The organism is Amycolatopsis sp. CA-126428, from assembly GCF_002904335.1.
In the GTDB taxonomy this organism is placed as follows: domain Bacteria; phylum Actinomycetota; class Actinomycetes; order Mycobacteriales; family Pseudonocardiaceae; genus Amycolatopsis.
The window spans coordinates 1-17,824 of record NZ_PPHF01000117.1 but is presented as its reverse complement, the minus strand read 5'-3'; the positions used below and the strand labels follow the sequence as shown (position 1 = coordinate 17,824).

14 protein-coding genes, 1 tRNA gene, 1 pseudogene and 1 riboswitch are annotated in these 17,824 nt (G+C 68.6%); of the genes and pseudogenes, 4 read left to right on the top strand and 12 right to left on the bottom strand.

Annotated features, from left to right (window positions below):
• Positions 1–498, bottom strand: a pseudogene (locus tag C2L58_RS28055) (D-alanyl-D-alanine carboxypeptidase/D-alanyl-D-alanine endopeptidase); the annotation flags it as partial.
• A gap of 177 nt (positions 499–675) precedes the next feature.
• Between C2L58_RS28055 and C2L58_RS28050 the strand changes: the two are divergent.
• On the top strand, positions 676–1,194 hold the full coding sequence (locus C2L58_RS28050; RefSeq protein ID WP_013230477.1) for an inorganic diphosphatase: 519 nt from the start codon (positions 676–678) through the stop codon (positions 1,192–1,194).
• 55 nt (positions 1,195–1,249) lie between these two features.
• On the opposite strand, the gene C2L58_RS28045 is transcribed toward C2L58_RS28050, so the two are convergent.
• From C2L58_RS28045 to C2L58_RS28020, 6 genes are all read right to left on the bottom strand, one after another.
• Positions 1,250–2,905 carry an MDR family MFS transporter gene (locus C2L58_RS28045; RefSeq protein WP_103340675.1) on the bottom strand — a complete coding sequence of 552 codons (1,656 nt, stop codon included), beginning with the start codon at positions 2,903–2,905 and terminating at the stop codon, positions 1,250–1,252.
• Between the two features lie 174 nt (positions 2,906–3,079).
• Positions 3,080–4,348, bottom strand: coding sequence for a serine hydroxymethyltransferase (gene glyA / locus C2L58_RS28040; protein WP_103340674.1), 1,269 nt, complete (start codon positions 4,346–4,348; stop codon positions 3,080–3,082).
• A 21-nt stretch (positions 4,349–4,369) separates the two neighbouring features.
• Positions 4,370–4,454, bottom strand: a riboswitch (ZMP/ZTP riboswitch).
• Between the two features lie 36 nt (positions 4,455–4,490).
• Positions 4,491–4,916: a 50S ribosomal protein L11 gene (rplK, locus tag C2L58_RS28035; RefSeq protein WP_103340673.1), complete on the bottom strand. Its 426-nt coding sequence runs from the start codon at positions 4,914–4,916 to the stop codon at positions 4,491–4,493.
• 33 nt (positions 4,917–4,949) lie between these two features.
• Positions 4,950–5,468, bottom strand: coding sequence for a gamma carbonic anhydrase family protein (locus C2L58_RS28030; RefSeq protein ID WP_103340672.1), 519 nt, complete (start codon positions 5,466–5,468; stop codon positions 4,950–4,952).
• 84 nt (positions 5,469–5,552) lie between these two features.
• A complete protein-coding gene (locus C2L58_RS28025; protein ID WP_103340671.1) occupies positions 5,553–6,758 on the bottom strand; it encodes a M14 family metallopeptidase in 1,206 nt (401 codons plus the stop codon).
• A 106-nt stretch (positions 6,759–6,864) separates the two neighbouring features.
• Positions 6,865–7,452: a TetR/AcrR family transcriptional regulator gene (locus C2L58_RS28020; protein ID WP_103340670.1), complete on the bottom strand. Its 588-nt coding sequence runs from the start codon at positions 7,450–7,452 to the stop codon at positions 6,865–6,867.
• Positions 7,453–7,576: 124 nt separating this feature from the next.
• Between C2L58_RS28020 and C2L58_RS28015 the strand changes: the two genes are divergently transcribed.
• Positions 7,577–8,032 (top strand): GreA/GreB family elongation factor, encoded by a 456-nt coding sequence (locus C2L58_RS28015; protein WP_103340677.1) that lies wholly within the window; start codon positions 7,577–7,579, stop codon positions 8,030–8,032.
• Between the two features lie 109 nt (positions 8,033–8,141).
• Here C2L58_RS28015 and C2L58_RS28010 read toward each other — a convergent pair whose 3' ends face one another.
• Positions 8,142–10,850, bottom strand: coding sequence for an NACHT domain-containing protein (locus tag C2L58_RS28010; RefSeq protein WP_158264186.1), 2,709 nt, complete (start codon positions 10,848–10,850; stop codon positions 8,142–8,144).
• Positions 10,851–11,373: 523 nt separating this feature from the next.
• Positions 11,374–11,447 (bottom strand) — tRNA-Thr (locus C2L58_RS28000).
• Between the two features lie 134 nt (positions 11,448–11,581).
• Here C2L58_RS28000 and C2L58_RS27995 point away from each other — a divergent pair.
• Complete coding sequence (locus tag C2L58_RS27995) at positions 11,582–13,249, top strand: hypothetical protein (protein WP_199191478.1); 1,668 nt, start codon at positions 11,582–11,584, stop codon at positions 13,247–13,249.
• A gap of 70 nt (positions 13,250–13,319) precedes the next feature.
• On the opposite strand, the gene C2L58_RS27990 is transcribed toward C2L58_RS27995, so the two are convergent.
• The 3 genes from C2L58_RS27990 to C2L58_RS27980 form a co-directional block, all read right to left on the bottom strand.
• Complete coding sequence (locus C2L58_RS27990) at positions 13,320–14,525, bottom strand: DNA polymerase III subunit delta' (RefSeq protein ID WP_103340667.1); 1,206 nt, start codon at positions 14,523–14,525, stop codon at positions 13,320–13,322.
• Positions 14,522–16,633: a bifunctional MFS transporter/dTMP kinase gene (locus C2L58_RS27985; RefSeq protein WP_103340666.1), complete on the bottom strand. Its 2,112-nt coding sequence runs from the start codon at positions 16,631–16,633 to the stop codon at positions 14,522–14,524. The genes C2L58_RS27990 and C2L58_RS27985 overlap by 4 nt, the downstream gene beginning before the upstream one ends.
• A 147-nt stretch (positions 16,634–16,780) precedes the next feature.
• Positions 16,781–17,389: a hypothetical protein gene (locus tag C2L58_RS27980; RefSeq protein ID WP_233225981.1), complete on the bottom strand. Its 609-nt coding sequence runs from the start codon at positions 17,387–17,389 to the stop codon at positions 16,781–16,783.
• Between the two features lie 71 nt (positions 17,390–17,460).
• On the opposite strand from C2L58_RS27980, the gene C2L58_RS50785 reads away from it, so the two are divergent.
• A partial coding sequence (locus C2L58_RS50785) for a toxic anion resistance protein (protein WP_233225980.1) occupies positions 17,461–17,824 on the top strand: 364 nt, incomplete at its 3' end.

The following is a 17,824-nucleotide window of genomic DNA, read 5'->3' as shown; positions in this document are numbered from 1 at the left end:
CGGCTCGACGTACTGGGTGCTCTCCCCGGCCGACGCCGGCGCAGCGGGCTTCGGCTCCGGCGGCTCGACGTATTGAGTGCTCTCCCCGGCCGACGCCGGCGCGTCGGGCTCGAGCTCGGCCTGCTCGACCCGGATGTACTGGGTGCTCTGCGCGGTGGGTTCCGGCGCCGGGGGCTGCTGGGCCGCCGGGGGCTCCTGGGCCGCGGGCTGCTGCTTCGCGCGGCTGCCGAGGCGGTCGGCGAGGTCCTGCTTGGCCGGGGACGGCGGGGGCGGCGGCTCCTCCACCGGGGCGTTGAGACCGGGAACCGGCTCGGGCGGGACGTTCGGCGCGAACCACGATCCCTTCGGCGCCTGGCTGCCTGTGACCTTGGGCACGCCGGAGCCGCCCGGCGCCCCTTCCGGAGGGTCCGGCAGGGACATCGGAGTGGTCTCCCGCGCGCCGGACGACGAGCGGTCTTCGTCCGACGAAGGCCACATCGGCTGGTCGTTTTCCGGCACCCACCACTCCTTCTCACCTGCCCCGGGAGGGGCCAAGCTCACATGCCGCGAGGCCGACATCGATGCGACCCCCGGGCAGGGCGTAGTCCACACTAGGAGACGTCAAGACAGTCATGAAGGTTGCCGCCCGCGACGCGTGGCATGCCGGGGACCTATGAAGAAGCAGTGAGGACAGGCGTGGAGTTCGACGTCACGATCGAAATCCCCAAAGGGGAGCGCAACAAGTACGAGGTCGACCACAAGACCGGCCGCATCAAGCTGGACCGGACCCTGTTCACGGCCACGCAGTACCCGGCTGACTACGGCTTCATCGACGACACCCTCGGCCAGGACGGCGACCCGCTGGACGTGATGGTGCTCGTCCAGGAGCCGACCTTCCCGGGCTGCCTGATCCGCTGCCGCGCGATCGGCATGTTCCGGATGACCGACGAGAAGGGCCCGGACGACAAGGTCATCGCCGTTCCGTCGAACGACCCGCGCCTCGAGCACCTGCGCGACATCCACCACATGAACGAGTTCCACCGGCTGGAGATCCAGCACTTCTTCGAGGTCTACAAGGACCTCGAGCCCGGCAAGAGCGTCGAAGGCTCGAGCTGGGTCGGTCGTACCGAGGCCGAGGCCGAGATCGGCCGGTCGTACGAGCGCGAGACCGACCGCCTGGCCAAGGAAGCGGCCAACGGCGGCTCGGCCCACTAGCCCGCACGCGAAAAGGCCCTTCGGGAAGCTTCCCGAGGGGCCTTTTGCGTTGCGGTCAGTGCGCGAGCGCGAGGGCCGGAGCGGCTTCTGCCTCGGCCTCCGCGCGCTGCTCCATGGCCGACTTGTCCGACAGCGGCTTCTCCTTGAGGAACCACACCAGCGCGAAGCCGACGGTCAGCACGATCCCGCCGACCAGGAACACCGTGCTCATCGACTCGGCGAAGCCCTGCAGGATCGGCCGGGCCAGCGTCGGGTCGAGCGTCGACAGGAACGACGTGTCGTTGACGTCGAGGCCGCTCTGCATCTGCCTCGCGAACTCCGGGTGCTGCGCCAGCGCCGCCGTGTAGGCCGGCGTGGTCATCGCCGAGCGGATGGCGTTCGCGATCCGGTCGCCGACCGTGCCGAACAGGATCGACAGGAACACCGCGGTGCCCGCCGTGCCGCCGATCTGCCGGAAGAACGTCGCCGCCGAGGTGGCGACGCCGATGTCCTGCGGGCGGACGTCGTTGGTCGCGGCCAGCACCAGCGTCTGCATCGAGGCGCCGAGGCCGAGGCCGATCACGAAGGCGATCACCATGACCAGCGCCAGCGAGGTGTCGACGGTGATCGTCGCCAGCGCGAACAGCGCCGCCGCCATCAGGCCGATCCCGGCCACCGCGAACATCTTGTAGCGCCCGGTCTTGGAGATCAGGCGGCCGCTGGTCAGGCTGGCGATCATGATGCCCAGCGTCAGCGGGAGCATCTGCAGGCCGGCCTGGGTCGGCGTCGCGCCCTTGACGATCTGCAGGTACAGCGGCAGCGACATCATCGCGCCGAACATCCCGGCACCCTGCACGACGGTGACGATCGTCGACATCCGGAACACCGGCCGGCCGAACAGGCGCAGCGGCAGCAGGGCGGCGTCGCCCATCCGGCGTTCGATCCGGACGAAGGCGGTCACGCCCAGCGCGCCGACGACGTACATCGCGATCGAAGCGGCGGAGCCCCAGCCCCACTCGCGGCCCTGCTCGGCGACGATCAGCAGCGGCACCAGGCCGGTGGCCAGCGCGACGGCACCCCAGTAGTCGACCTTCTGGTCCACGCGGTTGTGCGGGAGGTTCAGCACCTTGGTGACGACGACCAGCGCGGCGAGCGCGATCGGGACGTTGACCAGGAAGACCCAGCGCCAGCCGGTGATGCCGGCGAAGGAGTCGACCCCGGCGAAGAAGCCGCCGACGACCGGGCCCAGGACGCTCGAGACACCGAAGACGGCCATGAAGTAGCCCTGGTACTTGCTGCGCTCACGGGGCGCGGTGATGTCGGTGATGATCGCGAGGGCCAGCGACATCAGGCCACCGGCGCCGAGGCCCTGGAAGGCGCGGAACGCGGCGAGTTCGTACATCGACGTCGCCATGCCGCTGGCCAGCGAGCCGACCAGGAACAGCGAGATCGCCGTCAGGTACATGGGCTTGCGGCCGTAGAGGTCGGACAGCTTGCCGTACAGCGGCGTCGAGAGCGTCGCGGTGATGAGGTAGGCGGTGGTCGCCCAGGCCTGCAGGGACAGGCCGTGGAGCTCGTCGGCGATGGTGCGCATCGAGCTCGAAACGATGGTCTGGTCGAGTGCGGCGAGGAACATGCCGAGCATCAGCCCGGACAGCACGGTCAGGATCTGGCGGTGAGTCAGTTTGCCGTTCGTAGCGGCCGCTCCTTCCGCCGTGGTGGTGTCGCTCATGGTGGTCTCCCTCGGGAAGTCTCCGCGTAGTTGCTTGTACCTCTCAACTACTTGCTTGAGCCAAGTATTCCCCGGGAAGCTTGTAGAGTGCGATCAAATTTTCTGTGACGCCCGTCTCCGAACGCGCCGAAGGCCGCCTCCGGAGCTTCAGAGACGGCCTTCGGTCAGCTGGGCTCAGGCGGAGTAGCCCGGGATCGGGAAAGGCGCCAGGAACTCGCGGATCTCCGCGGCGATCGTGTCCAGCTCGGCTTCGTCCTCGGCGGCCGCCGCGGTGATCGTGCGGTCGATCCACGCCGCCACCTCGACCTGGTGCTCCGGCCGCAGGCCGCGGGTGGTGATCGCGGACGTGCCGAGCCGGATGCCGGACGGGTCGAACGGCTTGCGCGGGTCGAACGGCACCGTGTTGTAGTTCAGCTCGATGCCCGCGCGGTCGAGGGCCTGCGCGGCCGGCTTGCCCGCGACCCCCTTGTTCGTCAGGTCGATCAGCAGCAGGTGGTTGTCGGTGCCGCCGGACACGAGGTCGTAACCGCAGGCCAGCAGCGCGTCGGCCAGGGCGCGGGCGTTCGCGACGATCCGGTGCGCGTACTCGCTGAACGACGGCTGCTGCGCCTCGCCGAGCGCGACCGCGATCGCCGCGGTCGTGTGGTTGTGCGGGCCGCCCTGCAGCCCCGGGAACACCGCCTTGTCGACGGCCTTGGTGTGGTCGGCGTCGGAGAGGATCATCGCGCCGCGCGGGCCGCGCAGGGTCTTGTGCGTGGTCGTCGTGATCACCTGCGCGTGCCCGACCGGCGACGGGTGCGCGCCGCCGGCGACCAGGCCGGCGATGTGCGCGATGTCGGCGACGAGCACCGCGTCCACCTCTGCGGCGATCTCGGCGAACGCCGGGAAGTCGATCGTGCGCGGGATCGCCGTGCCGCCGGCGAAGATCAGCTTCGGCCGGTGCTGCCGGGCGAGGTCGCGCACCTGGTCGAGGTCGACGCGGCCGGTCTCCTTGGCGACGCCGTAGCGCACGGGGTTGAACCACTTGCCGGTGGCGGACACGCTCCAGCCGTGCGTGAGGTGGCCGCCGTCGGGCAGCGCCATGCCGAGCACGGTGTCACCCGGCTGGGCGAAGGCCAGGTACACGGCCAGGTTCGCCGGAGAACCGGAGTACGGCTGGACGTTCGCGTGGTCGGCGCCGAACACGGCCTTCGCCCGCTCGATGGCCAGCTGCTCGACCTGGTCGATGAACTGCTGGCCCTCGTAGTACCGCTTGCCCGCGTAGCCCTCGGAGTACTTGTTGGTGAGCACGGTCCCGGTGGCTTCGAGCACAGCCTGCGAGACGTAGTTCTCCGACGCGATCAGGCGGATCTTGTCGTGCTGCCGCTTCGCCTCATCCTCGACGAGCCTGGCGATGGCGGGGTCGGCGGCGGCGAGTGCGTTCAGTTTCGGCTGGTGTGTCATGGCGTACTCCGGCTCTGGAGTGGCCTTCACCCAGGCGCGCGGTGCCGGCCTCGTCGTCGCTTCCCGGTGGTGCTCCACCTCGATGGCGCCAGTCGCTGCTGCGGGAACAAGCCTAGTCCACGCCACTCGAAGCCCGGTGCACTCAATCCACGACCACGACCCCCATGGACCGCGCCGTGCCGGCGATCGTGCGCATCGCCGCCTCGACGTCGGCGGTGTTCAGGTCCGGCAGCTTGCGCTCGGCGATCTCGCGCAGCTGAGCCTCCGTCAGCTTGCCCGCGACCTCGTGCCCGGGCCGCGAAGAACCCTTGTCCCCCAACGCTTTCTTGATGAGGAACGACGTCGGGGGCGTCTTGAGCCGGAGCGCGAACGAGCGGTCCTCGAACACCGAGACGACCACCGGCACGATGTCGCCGCGCTGGGCCGCCGTCGCCGCGTCGTAGGTCTTCTTGATTTCGACGAGGTTGACCCCGGTCTGCCCCAGCATCTTGCCGAGGTCGACGACCGGGGCGTTGCCCGCGGTGAGTTCCAGGGTGACCTGGTGGGTGAGTTTCTTCTTCGGAGCCATGCCCCGAAGCTAGAGTCTCCAGTTACTGGAGGGTCAAACCGGTTTGGTTCCCGCGCGGTGCCGGCGCGCCAGCTCCTGGTAGATCGCCGCGTTGTGCTCGACCCACATCCGCGCCGAGTCGGTCAGGGGGACGAACTTCTTCGCCGGGCTGCCCATCGCGATCACCTCCGGCGGCACCTCCGTCGCCGGGGTGACCGTCGCCCCGGCCGCGACCAGCGCCCGCGCGCCGATCTTCGCCTTGTCGAGCACGGTCGAGCCGTTGCCGATCAGCGCCTGCTCCTCGATCGTGCAGTCGTGCACCAGGCACTGGTGGCCCACGGTGACGTTCTTGCCCACTTCGCAGACGCCGTCGTTGACGTGGATCACCGAGTTGTCCTGGATGTTGGCGCCCTCGCGGATGACGATCCGGCCGAAGTCGGCCCGGATCACCACGCCGTACCAGATCGAGGCGTCCTTCTCGACGACGACGTCGCCGATGAGCGTGGCGGTGGGCGCGATCCAGGCGTCCGGGTGGACCTGCGGGCTGAGCCCTTCGAACGAGAACAGAGGCATGCCCGCACCCTAAACCGCGCAGGCCTCCTTCCCCGGCTCAGCGGGGAAGGAGGCCGTTCGCGAGCCGCGGCCGGCTGCTGGGGGTCAGCCGGTGATCGCGGCGTTGATCAGGATGTCGACGGCCTGGTCGTTGCGCGTGGTCTGCGGGACGATCTGGGTGTCACGCGGGTAGAAGCCCGGGCTGCTGCCCTTCGGGTACATCTCGAAGGTGAAGCTCCAGATCTTGTGCGTCGCCCACATCCAGTCGTTGACGCTGCCGTCGGTGATGTAGAGGTCGCTGGACTGCTCCGGCGTGTAGCCGTTGGTCGCGGCCATCTGCTTCCCGAGCGTCTGGAACTTCTGCGCCTCGGCCGCGGACAGGCCCGGCGCGGTGTCGGCGTAGGTGTAGCCGAACGGCCAGAGCACCAGCTCGGAGTAGGTGTGGAAGTCGATGTGCGTCTTGATCTGCTGCACGCCGCCGACCACGCGCGAGTTCACCCAGTTCGAGACGGCCCGGGTCTCGGGCGCGGAGAACGCCGCCGTGCCGCGGTAGGTCTCGCTGGACGTCGAGCCCGAGGAACCGCCGCAGCAGCCCCACTTGTAGCCCCAGTTGCGGTTGGTGTCGGTGCCGGGGCCCTGGCGGTTCTTGCGCCAGCTGTGGAACGTGCCGCCGGAGATGTCGTACTCGGAGCCGTCCGGGTTGACGCTGGGGATGACCCAGATTTCGGTGCTGTCGACGAGCCGCTTGATCGCGGGGTCCGTCGCGTACCCGCTGGTCAGCCGCTGGACGATGTGCAGGCACATCTCCGTGGTGAGGTGCTCGCGCGCGTGCTGGTTGCAGGTGAAGAGCACCTCGGGCTCGTTCTCGTCGGTGGCGGCGTTGTCGCTGATCTTGATCAGCGAGAGGGCGCGGCCTTCGTACGAGGTGCCGGCGCTGCCCAGCTTGGTGAGCGACGGGTAGTTGGCGACGGCCTTCTGCAGCTCGGTCTGCGTCTCCGCGTACGTGTGGTAGCCGGTGTAGCCGGCCGGGAAGTCCTCGACGGTGGCGGCGCCCTGCGGCCGGTTCACCTTGCCGAGCGCCTTGACACCGAAGCCCAGCGCGCGCAGCTGGGCCGCTTCGCCGGGGTTGGCGATGACCGTGGTCGTCGCGCCGTCGGCGTCGAGGATGTCGGCGCCGGTCCGGGCGACCTCGGTGCGCTGCTGGGCGGAGGCGGCGCCGGTCACCTCGTACACCTGCGGTCCGTCGGGCTGGGCGGCACCGGCCTGGCCGCCGGTGGTGAGCACCAAGAGGACGGCCGCGGCCGCTGCCATGCACGTTCGTGTGCGCATCACGTCTCCTGCTCTCGGGGGTTCCTTGACCTTGGCGGGAGCCGGACGTAGGGCGCAATCCGGAGCAGTACGGATCTATTGGCGGTTTCTACCCGTAGTTCGCGAAGCAGAGCGCCTCGATGTCGGCACGCAGCGTGGCGAACGGCCGCGGGCGCACGCGCTGCTGGACGACCGTGCCCAGCAGGTACGACAGCAGCGCGCGGGCCCGGGCCCGCGGGTCGTCGACGTCGAGCGGGGCGAGGAGCTCGGCCAGCAGCTCGGTGAGCGACGTCAGCATGACGTCGATGGCCTGCGGGTGCTGCGCGCGGCCGGCGGCGATCCAGTACTCGAACCAGAGGAAGGCGGCGTTCGGGTTCGCGGCGAAGACGCTCAGGTACTCCTCGAGGACGGCGAAGAGCCGCTCGCGGGGTTCGTCGTGCTTCGCGGCGACCTCGCGCAGGCCCGCGGCGAAGGCGGTGATGTGCGCGGCCATCGCCCGGTCGATGAGGACGTCGATGTCGGCGAAGTAGTAGTGGATCGCGCTCTTGGTGAGCGGGCCGGCGTCGGCGATGGCCCGGACGGTGCACCCGGCGAGCCCGTCGCGGGCGAGGACGACGCGGGCGGCCTCGACGATCTGTTCCTGCTTGGCCAGCTGGTTCGGCGAGAGCTGCTCGCTGCGGCCGGGGACTGCGCTCACGGTGATTCTCGTTACCTTCTTCCTGGACGCCGGACCCGAAATCCTAGGGCAGACGTCCTGTGAGCGGCTTTCGGGTGAAAAACCGGATTGGCCACCCCGGTCCGCGCGGCGGACAATGCCCGGCATGGTGATCTCAGGGGACAAGGGGCTCAGCCCGGCTGCGCGCAGCCAGCTGGAGAAGGAAATCGAGAACTTGCGCGCGCAACGGGCAGCCCTCGCGCCGCAACCCGGCGAGCAGGAACGCACCGGGGACGCGGCGGACCAGGCGGACGTGATCGACCGGGCGGAGGCCGCGGCCCGGCTGGACCGCCAGATCGCCGACCTGGCGGCCAAGATGGAGCACGGCGGCTACGGCAACAGCCAGCTCCCGGACGGCACGGTGGTCACCCTGCGCTTCCCCGACGGAGACGAAGAGACGTTCCAGGTCGTGACGGTCCCGGGCGAGGACGCGGACGCGATCACCTCGGACAGCCCCCTGGGCCTGGCCCTGGTCGGCGCCAAGGCGGGCGACGAGATCACCTATCGAACCCCCCGCGGCGACGCCAAGGCGACGGTGGTGAAGGTGACCCCGCCGAAGTAAACCCGTCCCTGCCGAAGGCCGCCTCCGACCCCGGAGGCGGCCTTCGCTATGCCCGGGGATGCCCCAGACGGGTGGTTCCGGAGCTGTAATCACGGTTGACAACTGATAGCTACTTGCTGTCATCAACGAGCAAGACTTGCAGAACCTTGCGCCTCTCCTCCTCGGCGACCATCCAGGACTCCGGCGACACGAAACTGCTCCGCCGCAACTCGACTCCCACTGCCCTCACCCTCCAAAGCAGCAATCGAGGCAAAGTTACAAAAATTCGCCCATAAAACCCATGATCGCGCGAACGCCACGGTGGACTGAGATTCACCAAGTCCACATAACAAAATTCCCGCTCCCTTGGATATGCGGCAACCGCAAACATCAAAGTCATGGACAGAACAACCATGACCCCGCCGACGATTAATTCCAATACATTCAAAACAAAATCTTCAGATTTTGGGAAAATCGGCTGGAGGATCAGCCAGAAGACAAGAAAAAGTAGCAACAAGGCAGGAATTCGAGCGAGTAGCGGCGACTTCAACCTGCCAGGAGGAGTCAAAGTTGTTAGGAGCTCGATCCCGCTGACAACCGAACTCGCACCGCTCGGTGATTTCAGGCGCCTGGCGATGACCAGCGTCAAAGCATAGCTGTACATCGACGGCCCCAAGCGTTTCCGAGACCCGAAGAAGGATCGCTCCTCGACAGAAGGCAATTTACCATTGAAGTACCACCGGTCGGCCGGAGCCACGGTGCCGTTGACTTTCGACTGCAGGGGCGTTGGATCTCGATCAGCCAATTCGTGCGCGGCGGCCGCACTGTGCATGCCCGCATGTGCGAGTACGATACTCCACTGCTCCAGCTTTTCTTCGCTGCGCGGCCCCCTCGGGAGCTCCTCGAATCTCCGGATCGCCAACGACCGGAACACGGGGTCGTCGAAGCTTGCGATAACCAGGCCCGGACGCTCTTCCACGAGATCCATGCCCACCGCCTCAGCGAGACGGAACGCAGTCGAAGCGTCGGTTCTGGCGAAAGTAGCGAATACCCGGTTCAACCGGTTCTTGTCTGATTGGATCAACGAAGCGAAAAATTGCTCGCGGTGACGCTCGTCCGCGCGACCGAACAGCGTTCGCCACTCTCCCTCGTCGGCGAGGACCACGCTGAACAGGTGGAGCCGTCGAAGCCAATCCGCATCCCACTCGCTCGACGGAGCCGAAGCCAACGCTTTCTCCTCCCTCTTGCGGTAGTCCAGCCAGATGTCCATGTCGTACGCCTGTGTCTCCAGGAAGCACCGCCCCAGCGTCTCACTGTCCACCAAAGGCGCGAATTCGACCAGAGCTTCCGTTCTTTCCGAGCGATGGGTGGATGCCACACAAAACGGTATTACTTCGACCAGTCGACTCCTGAGTTGCACGCGATCGTTTTTTACGAAGTCGCGCTGAAGATCACACAAATCCTTCCATCCGCCGGCGATTCCTTGAGCGAACTCTCTAGCGGCAAGGAACTCGCAGAAAGTCAGATGAATGAACCGGAAAGACTCTCGTGGCCGCTCCACCGAGACTATCCCGGTTTCGTTCAAGATCCTCAGGAACTCTGCCTCGGCCACCGCCGTGGACGACTGCAGGACGTCCTGCACCACCTCGATCGCCTTTGACCACATCAGCGAGTTGGCCGGCTGCGCCGGGTCGGCGATGTTGTCACGAGCCAGTCGCCCAAGGATCGTCTCGCGCTGTTCCCGCAGCATCGACCGCGCCTGGACGCCGAGCTGCCGGCTACGCCGTCGGACCAACAGTTCCTCTACGACATTTGAATAAAACGCCGTACGCGTATCCGGCGCCCCGCCAGCATGCCTGCCCTCCACATCACTGGCGACGTACATCGCGAGCACGAGCGGATTCGAGCACATCTCCCGGAGCGTCGGCCGATCGGCCAGCTCGCCGTAGATCCGGGCGACATTGGCTTCGTGTTTGTCGTCGAACGGCCAGCGACTGAGGAACCGGTAGATTCCACTCGGGGTGAACGGCTGGATGTGCGCCACCATCGGGAAGCTGTCGTCGAAGTCTTCGCCGACCTGCTGGTGGAACTGACTGCGCATGGTCAACACGATCGAGTTGCCGTCACTCTTGTTTTCCAGGAGCTTACTCAACCCGAGGATCGCCTTGGCGACCCGAGGATAGGAATCGCCGGCCACCTCGTCGAGGCCGTCGAGGAGGACGACCAACCCGCGCCCGAACGCGTAGACGTCGAACAGTTTTTCCATTTCGAAGCCCTCGACAGCGGCAACAGTGCGGCGCAGTTCGCCGTAGGCCCACTCGCCCAGAGCCTGTTCGTCTTCGGCCGCGTCCAGCGGCGAGAACTTCTTCAGCTCGATCATGATCGGCAGCTTGTGCCGGGCGTCGCCATGCAGTCCCTGATCCAGCATCTGGCGGAACATTTTCTTGATCAGAGAGCTTTTCCCGGATCCCGGATCTCCGATGACCCGCACCTGCAGACCCTTTTCCAGAGCTTCTTCCATGAGGTCCTGCGACCCCATCTTCTTGCTGAAACTCAGCGGCACGAAGATCGAGTCCGTCTCCAAGGAGATAGAGGTCCGCCCCGGAACGGTGAGGTATCTGCTGCCCGATTTCCCCAGCAGTGTCCGGCAGTACCGCCGAAGGCTGACGCGACGCATCAACGCGGTCCGGAAGACCCGGCCGAGCGCGAAGAAGATCGCGTCGAGGACCGCTGAGGCGTGCTCTTTGAGAAATCTGACCAATCGGCGAGCCAGAAACAGGACGATCGGAGTTACGACGACGGAGATGACCGCCGTCGCGGGGTCGAACCAGTTGAACACCTGGACCACTCCTCCCGATAAAGCTGCGCCCACGTCGGCACCCGCGCACATGGTCGCTGACCATCGCTCCGCTGTTACCACAGAAGCAGACGAAAGCGGCCGCCCCGATCAGCGTTCCAGCAGTGAAGAGCGCTGGAGGACCACGAGGTGACCCAGAAGGCGCAAGCGAGCGGTTCACCTTCAAGCAAACCCCAGCGATCCCGGCGGCCCGGGAGCACATGGCGGAGGCGTTCTGGCGCGAGAACTACCAGGCCGTGATCAGCAGGCTCTCGGCCGACGAGTACGGCCGCTTGCCGGCAGACTCTGCGCCACACAGCATCGCTGTGACGGAGCTGGTCCATTGGAAGCGGATCCACCAGGTAGTCGAGTCGGGCGCGGTCGCGACGGGAAAGGTCTTACCCCCACACGGGTGGACCTGGGGGCTTCTCCGCCCCACCGACCAGGCGCCTATGGCACTCAGGTAGACCCTCACCAGACGAGTCAGGCCCCACCCGAGGTGTCTCGGATGGGGCCTGACCTGCGGAGCCGCCTAGGGGAATCGAACCCCTGACCTATTCATTACGAGTGAATCGCTCTGGCCGACTGAGCTAAGGCGGCGTGTCTCCGGCTTGCGCTGGCGACGACCGCAAGTGTAGCGGAAGCTGTCGTCGTTACTTTTCGGGGGGATCGTCGTTAGGGCCCTATGACGCCGGTCTCACTCCCCGGCCGACCCACTATGGAGGCTCTGGCACATGCGGCGAAGACTGCCCCGCTCGGCGGCCCTGCCGGCGGCTGCTGCGTTGCTCCTGCTCAGCGCGGCGCCGGCGACTGCCGACTCGACCTATCCGACTACGCCGATCCCGCAGCCGGCGAATCCGGGGCAGGCGCCCATCTCCGCGCCGATCGGGCCGCAGCCGCTGGGGCAGGCCGTCGGGGATGCCGGGACCGCGCTCGGGATCATCCGGCTGCTGCCCAACGCCGTGCCGACGAACACGATCCTTCCGGGGTTCGGGCAGACGTTGCCGAAGCAGTCCGCGCTCGAGGCCGGGATGGGTCTGTCCAGCGCGTCGGCGAACTCGGACGCCTACCTCAGCTACGAAAAGGCGATCGCGCAGGCGTCTCCCTTCGGGCTGTCGATCGGTGGGAACGCGCCGCAGACGCCGGGCAGTGTTGTGCAGACGGCCTTGCCGGACAACCCGCAGCCGGTCAGCGGGGGGCTCAACGCGCCGTCGAATCCGCTGCTCAACGTCGGTCTGCTCAACGGGAGCGCGCACGCGCGGTGGAGCCAGACGCTCGGCCCGTGCGTCGACACCATCGCCGACGCCAGCACGTCGGTGGCCAGCCTCTCGCTGCTGAACGTCGTGCCGTCGATGCCGAACCTGGGCCTGGACGCGCTGAAGCCGAAGCTCGACCCGACCTCGCTGGCGAGCGGGTTCGACCTGACCAAGGGGCTGCAGAGCCTCGGCGGCCTGCTGCAGGGCGGCGGGCAGACCGCCGCCGACGGCAACGGGTCGCTGCTGAGCCTGCCGAACACGCTGTCGTCGCGGTCGCAGGTGACGCTCGTCGACTTCCCCGGCTCGAAGAACAAGGCCGTGCAGTCGACGTCGACGCTGCAGGCCGCGGACATCGAGATCCTCAAGGGCACGCCGCTGGCGCTGAGCGTCAAGGTGGTCAGCCAGCCGACGCTCAAGGTGACCTCCACCGGGGACGCGAAGACGTCCAAGGTCGAGTACACCGCGCCGGTGCTGAGCATCGAGGCCGGCGGCAAGGTGCTGTACACGCTCGACGCGACGCACCCGACGAAGGACGTCCCGATCGGGCTGCCGCTGAAGCCGCTGAGCGACCAGTTCGGCACGCTGAAGGACCTGCCGGTGGTCGGCGGCCTCCTGGCGCCGCTCGACGGTCCGGTGCAGCAGGTCGGGACCACCGCCGGCACCGTGCTCGACCTCGGGGTGCTGCGGCTGAGCATCGCCGGGCTCGACCAGAAGTCGGCCAACATGACCACGCCGTTCGCGGGCTTCCAGCTGGGCGCGTCGGCGCGGATGTTCGACCTGCAGCTGCTGCCGACGACCAAGCTCAAGAGCCTGCTGCCGGACGACCAGGCGAAGAACCTGCCCTCGTCGCTGGCCCAGCTGTCGCTCGGCGAGCAGGTCGCCCGCGCGTACGCGCCGACCGGCGGTGTGGTCTGCGGGACCACGTCGACGCCGCCGCCCGCGGGCGGCGAGGCGCCGAAGGGGCCGGTGAAGAACCTGGCCTACACCGGTGGCGCGTACGACACGGTGCCGCTGTTCTGGACCGGCACGGCGATGCTGCTGCTCGGCGTGGTCATGGTGGCCGCGATGCCGGGCGGCCGCCGGCGCCCGCTGGCCATCGCCGTCGAGGAAAAGCCGTTCAAGCCGTCACCCCGTCCTCGCGAGTGACACGAGGGGTGTGAAGGAACCCGCCAGGTGCCGCCTGGCGGGTTCCTTTGCGTTCAGCGTTTCAGCGTTTTTAGCCTTGGCGAAGCGTCGTGACCATCGCCTCGACGGCGATGCGCGGCTTCACGTTCAGGTCGATCGCCTCGCGGCATTCGAGCACCGCTTCGAGGCGGCGAAGCGTCGACTCGGGCGTCCACGCCGAGGCCGCTTCGCGGATCTGGTCGGCGTGGTCCGGGTGGTTGAGCGTCGCGCCGGAGCCGGTCCCCACCACCAGGACGTCGCGGTAGAACCCGACGAGGTCGACCAGCGCCAGGTCGAGCGTGTCGCGCTGGGTGCGGGTCGCCCGGGACTTCTGCTTCTTCTCGAGCTGCTTGACCGCGGCTTCGGCGGCTCGCTTCGCGCCGGCGACGCCCTTGCCGATGCCGTCGCCGCCCATCGCGGTCCGCAGCTCGTTGCGCTCGTCCTCGTCGCGGGACTTGCTCGCCTCACCCGCGTCGGCCTCGGCCGCGCTGATCAGCTGGTCGGCGCACGTGAAGACGTCGCTCATCCGGCGGAGGCCGAGCGGGATCCGCAGCACGGTGGCCCGGCGCTGCCGCGCGGCCTCGTCGGTGGCGAGCCGGCGCGCGCGGCCGACGTGGCCGCCGCACACGGAAGCGGCCCACTGCGCCCGTTCGGGGTCGACGTGGTCGCGGCGCACCAGCACGTCGGCGATCGCCTCCGGCGGCGGCGTCCGGAGCGTCACCAGGCGGCAGCGCGACCGGATCGTCACCGAGACGTCCTCGGGGTGGTCCGACGGCGCGCACAGCAGGAACACCGTGCGGTCCGGCGGCTCTTCGACGGCCTTCAGCAGGGCGTTCGACGCGCCTTCGGTGAGCCTGTCCGCGTCCTCGATGACGACGACCTGCCAGTTGCCGGTCGTCGGGCGCCGCGCGGCGGCCTGCACCAGCGCGCGCATCTCGGCGACCGAGATCGACAGGCCTTCCGGCACCACGAGCCGGACGTCGGCGTGCGTGCCCGCCATCGTCGTGTGGCAGCCGGGGCAGGCGTCGCAGCCGGTGCCGGTGCTGCACTGCAGGGCCGCGGCGAACGTCCGGGCGGCCACCGAGCGGCCGGAGCCGGGCGGGCCGGTGAGCAGCCACGCGTGCGTCATGGCGCCGGGCGGCGCGGGCTCGCCCGCGACGATCTTGGCGGCCGCCGCCGCGGCCGCGCTCAGCGTCTCGACCGCGGGTTCCTGGCCGACGAGCTGGTTCCAGACGCCGATGCGTTCGGTCGTCGTCACTTCGCCTCCACGCGAGGCTCTTCCGGGGTCTCGATGGGCAGCGTGTCCAGCGGGAGCGTCACCGGCTTCGCCGAGGTCGGCGCCAGGGCGGACAGCCGGCCGACGAACACGGCGCGCAGCGCGGTGCGGATGCGCCCGGCGACCTCGACGTCCGTGCCGTCGGCGTCGACCACGACGTACCGCTCCGGGTCCGCGGCGGCCATCTCGGTGAGCAGGTGCTGGACGCGCCACTGGTCGTTCATCGCGGCCGCCTTGTCGCGCGGTGCGCCGTTCGGGGCGGAGTCCAGCAGGATCGTCAGGTCCGGGCGCAGGCGGCCGGTCGCCCAGTCGGCGAGGCCTTCGAGTTCGTCGCTGTCCAACCCGGCGACGGCGGACAGGTGCGCCAGCGGCGAGTCGACGAACCGCTCCATCACGACCACCGAACCGGCGTCGAGCGCCGGCTGGACGTGCCGCTCCACGATGTCGGCCCGCACCGCGGCGGCGGCCAGCGCCTGAGCCCGCGCCCCGGTGAGGGAGGCGCCGGAGACGAGCGCGGTGAGCCGCTGGTCGTCGAGCGCCGGATCCGCGGCGACGACGACCGGCCGGGTGCCGCCCCGCATCCAATCGGCGAGGTTGACGGCCTGGATGGCGGTGTTGATCGCGGTGGTGCCCTCGACGGCGATGAGGAAGCCGTTGACGCGCCGTGGCGTGCGGCGCAGCGCGTTGCGCAGGTCGGCGAGGATCGGCTCGGTGCGCTTGTCGTCCATCTGCCGGTAGGCGAAGAGGCCGGCGACCAGCGCGATCGCGGCGCCGACGAGCATCACCGGGCGCGTGCCGTCGATGGTGAGCGGGTTGCCCCAGACGGTGATCGTGTGCCGGTGCACCGCGCCGACGAGCAGTGGCACGGTGACAGTGGTGCCGAACAGCACCAGCTTCATCATCAGCTGGTAGATCGCGTTGATCCGGCCGCGGATGGCGTCCTCGACGCGCGAGCCGATGATCGTCACGCCGGTGAGGAACGCGGTGCCGGCGCAGATGCCGACCAGCACCACGGCGATCAGCGAGACGGTCAGGTGCGGGGACAGCGCCACCAACCCGAGCGAGATCGCGGCCGCGACGATCGAGAGGCCGAACAGCCGGTCGTGCGGGAGCCGGCGGGCGAGCTTGGGCGCGAACACCATGCCGGTGGCGAGGCCGAGGAAGACGGCGAGGACGAGCAGGCTGAACGCCGAGTCACCGGCCAGCAGGCTCGAGGAGTACGGCTTGGCCGAGCCGATTACGGCGCCGCCGGCGACGAACGCGCCGAACGCGCCCACCAGCAGCCCGCGCACGAGGGGTGTGCTGCGAATGAACCGGAAGCCGTCAGCGATCATCGCGCCGATGCCGAGCTTCTCTTCGTCGGCCAGCTTGACCTTCTGCTCCGGCGTCGCGTGGACGTTGCGCAGCGACAGCTCGGGGATCCGCGTGGCGATCAGGATCGCACTGGCCAGGTAGAGCAGGCCGGTGATGACCACGACCAGCTTCGCGATGTTGAGACTCGGGTCGCCTGGGAACAGGTGGAACGTCGTGTTGACGCCGGTGATGACCGCGTTCGCGCCGGCCGCGGTGATGACAGCGAGGCCGTAGGTCATCACCATGCCGAGCTGGTTTGCCGTCTCGACCTGGTCGGGACGGCGGAGCAGGTTGGGGACCGCGGCCTCTTTCGAGGGGATCCACATGCTCGACGCGCAGCCGACGAGGAAGTTGCCCGCGAGCAGCCACCAGGGCGCGCTGACGATCGCGATGGACAGCAGGAAGCCGCACCGCAGCAGGTCGGCGACCACCATGACCTTGCGGCGGTCGAACCGGTCCGCGAGCAGGCCGCCGATCGGGGCGAAAAGCAGCCCCGGGGCCAGGCCGGTCAGGACGACGCCGACGAAGGCGAAGTTCTGCGCGAAGTAGTTGTCCGTCAGCTTCGTGGCCAGACCGGTCAGGGCCAGGATGTTCAGCCAGTCGGCCACGCTGCACAGGTACGTGACGCCCCAGAGCCGCCGGAAAGGTTTGATCGCCAGTACCCGCCGGACCCGGTTCATCGTGGACGCCTCGGCGCCCGACGACGAACCCGGACCGGCCCCGGGTACCGATCGCACGCCCTCGCTGATACGCCCACCCCACTCATCACCGCGGTGCCGGACGTCCTCGTGAGGACCCGACCGTGAAGCCAGGGTAGCCCGATCGGCCCTTGGCACGCGGGACGGCCCCGTGGTGCGGGGCAGGCGGTGACCGGCGAAGGAACGCTAGTCGAACAGTCCGGTCACGCTGCTGACCAGGCTCGACACCATCTCGATGGCGACGAAACCGAACACGATCAGCAAGATGACGGCCAGCATGACCCCCGCGGCGCTCGACGACGGCCGGTTGATCGCCGGCATCGACATCGCCGGCATCCGTGGCAGCCTGCGCCGTTTGACGGGCACGAGTTCCACGTCGTCGAGGTCGTCCTCGGCGAGCGGATCCTGCCGGACGGGCCGCATCAGCTGCGGTGGCCGGGTCGGCCAGGTGCGCCGCCGGTTCCGCTGCCGGGGAAGCAAGCCCAGCGGCTGGCCCGCGCCCAAGGTGCCCGCCGGAGGAAGGGCTTCCGGCGCCTTCACGCCGGCTTCCTTCTCCTCGCGGAGCGTCTCCTCGACCATCCGGCGCACGGCCTCTTCGTCGGGCTGCACCGGCCCGGCCACCGCGATGGCGGCGGGCTCGTGGCCATTCGGAATCGCGCTGCGTGGCTCGGGCGCCGCGGTGACCAGCCCGGATACCGGATCGGCGAACATCTCGCCGGGGGCTTCGGACAGTGTGCCGTCGCGCTGAGTGAGCTCGGGGGCATTGAAGAAGGGAGCCTCACCGTTCGCGCTCATGGTGACCACCTCACTACTGAATGTCCTCGCCTTTCCAGGGTAGCGACACTGGCCGATAACGCATCCGCCCAATGGCTCTGTCTCCAGTGGATGATCCGTCACGGAGCGCAAGCCCGCATCCGAACCCCCTGCAGTGTCCAGCCCGCCGGTGGCCGGGTCGACCGCCAGTGGTGACACATCGTAGTGAGTCCGCTCACAGCGGCTGGACGAGCCGGTTGGCCAGAGGCCGGCCAGCGGGTGGCCAATCCGGCGGCGGAGCCCGCGTGCGGATCGGCCGGGCCGGAGGCCGGCGGACGGAACGGCACCGGGCCGAACACCGGCGCCAGGACCCGCTGGCCCAGCTCGCCGTCAGCGCGCAGGGCCACCTCGCGCTGGACCTGGTGCGCAAGAACAACGACGAGCTGATCCGCGGTGTCGAACGGGCGGTGTCGACGA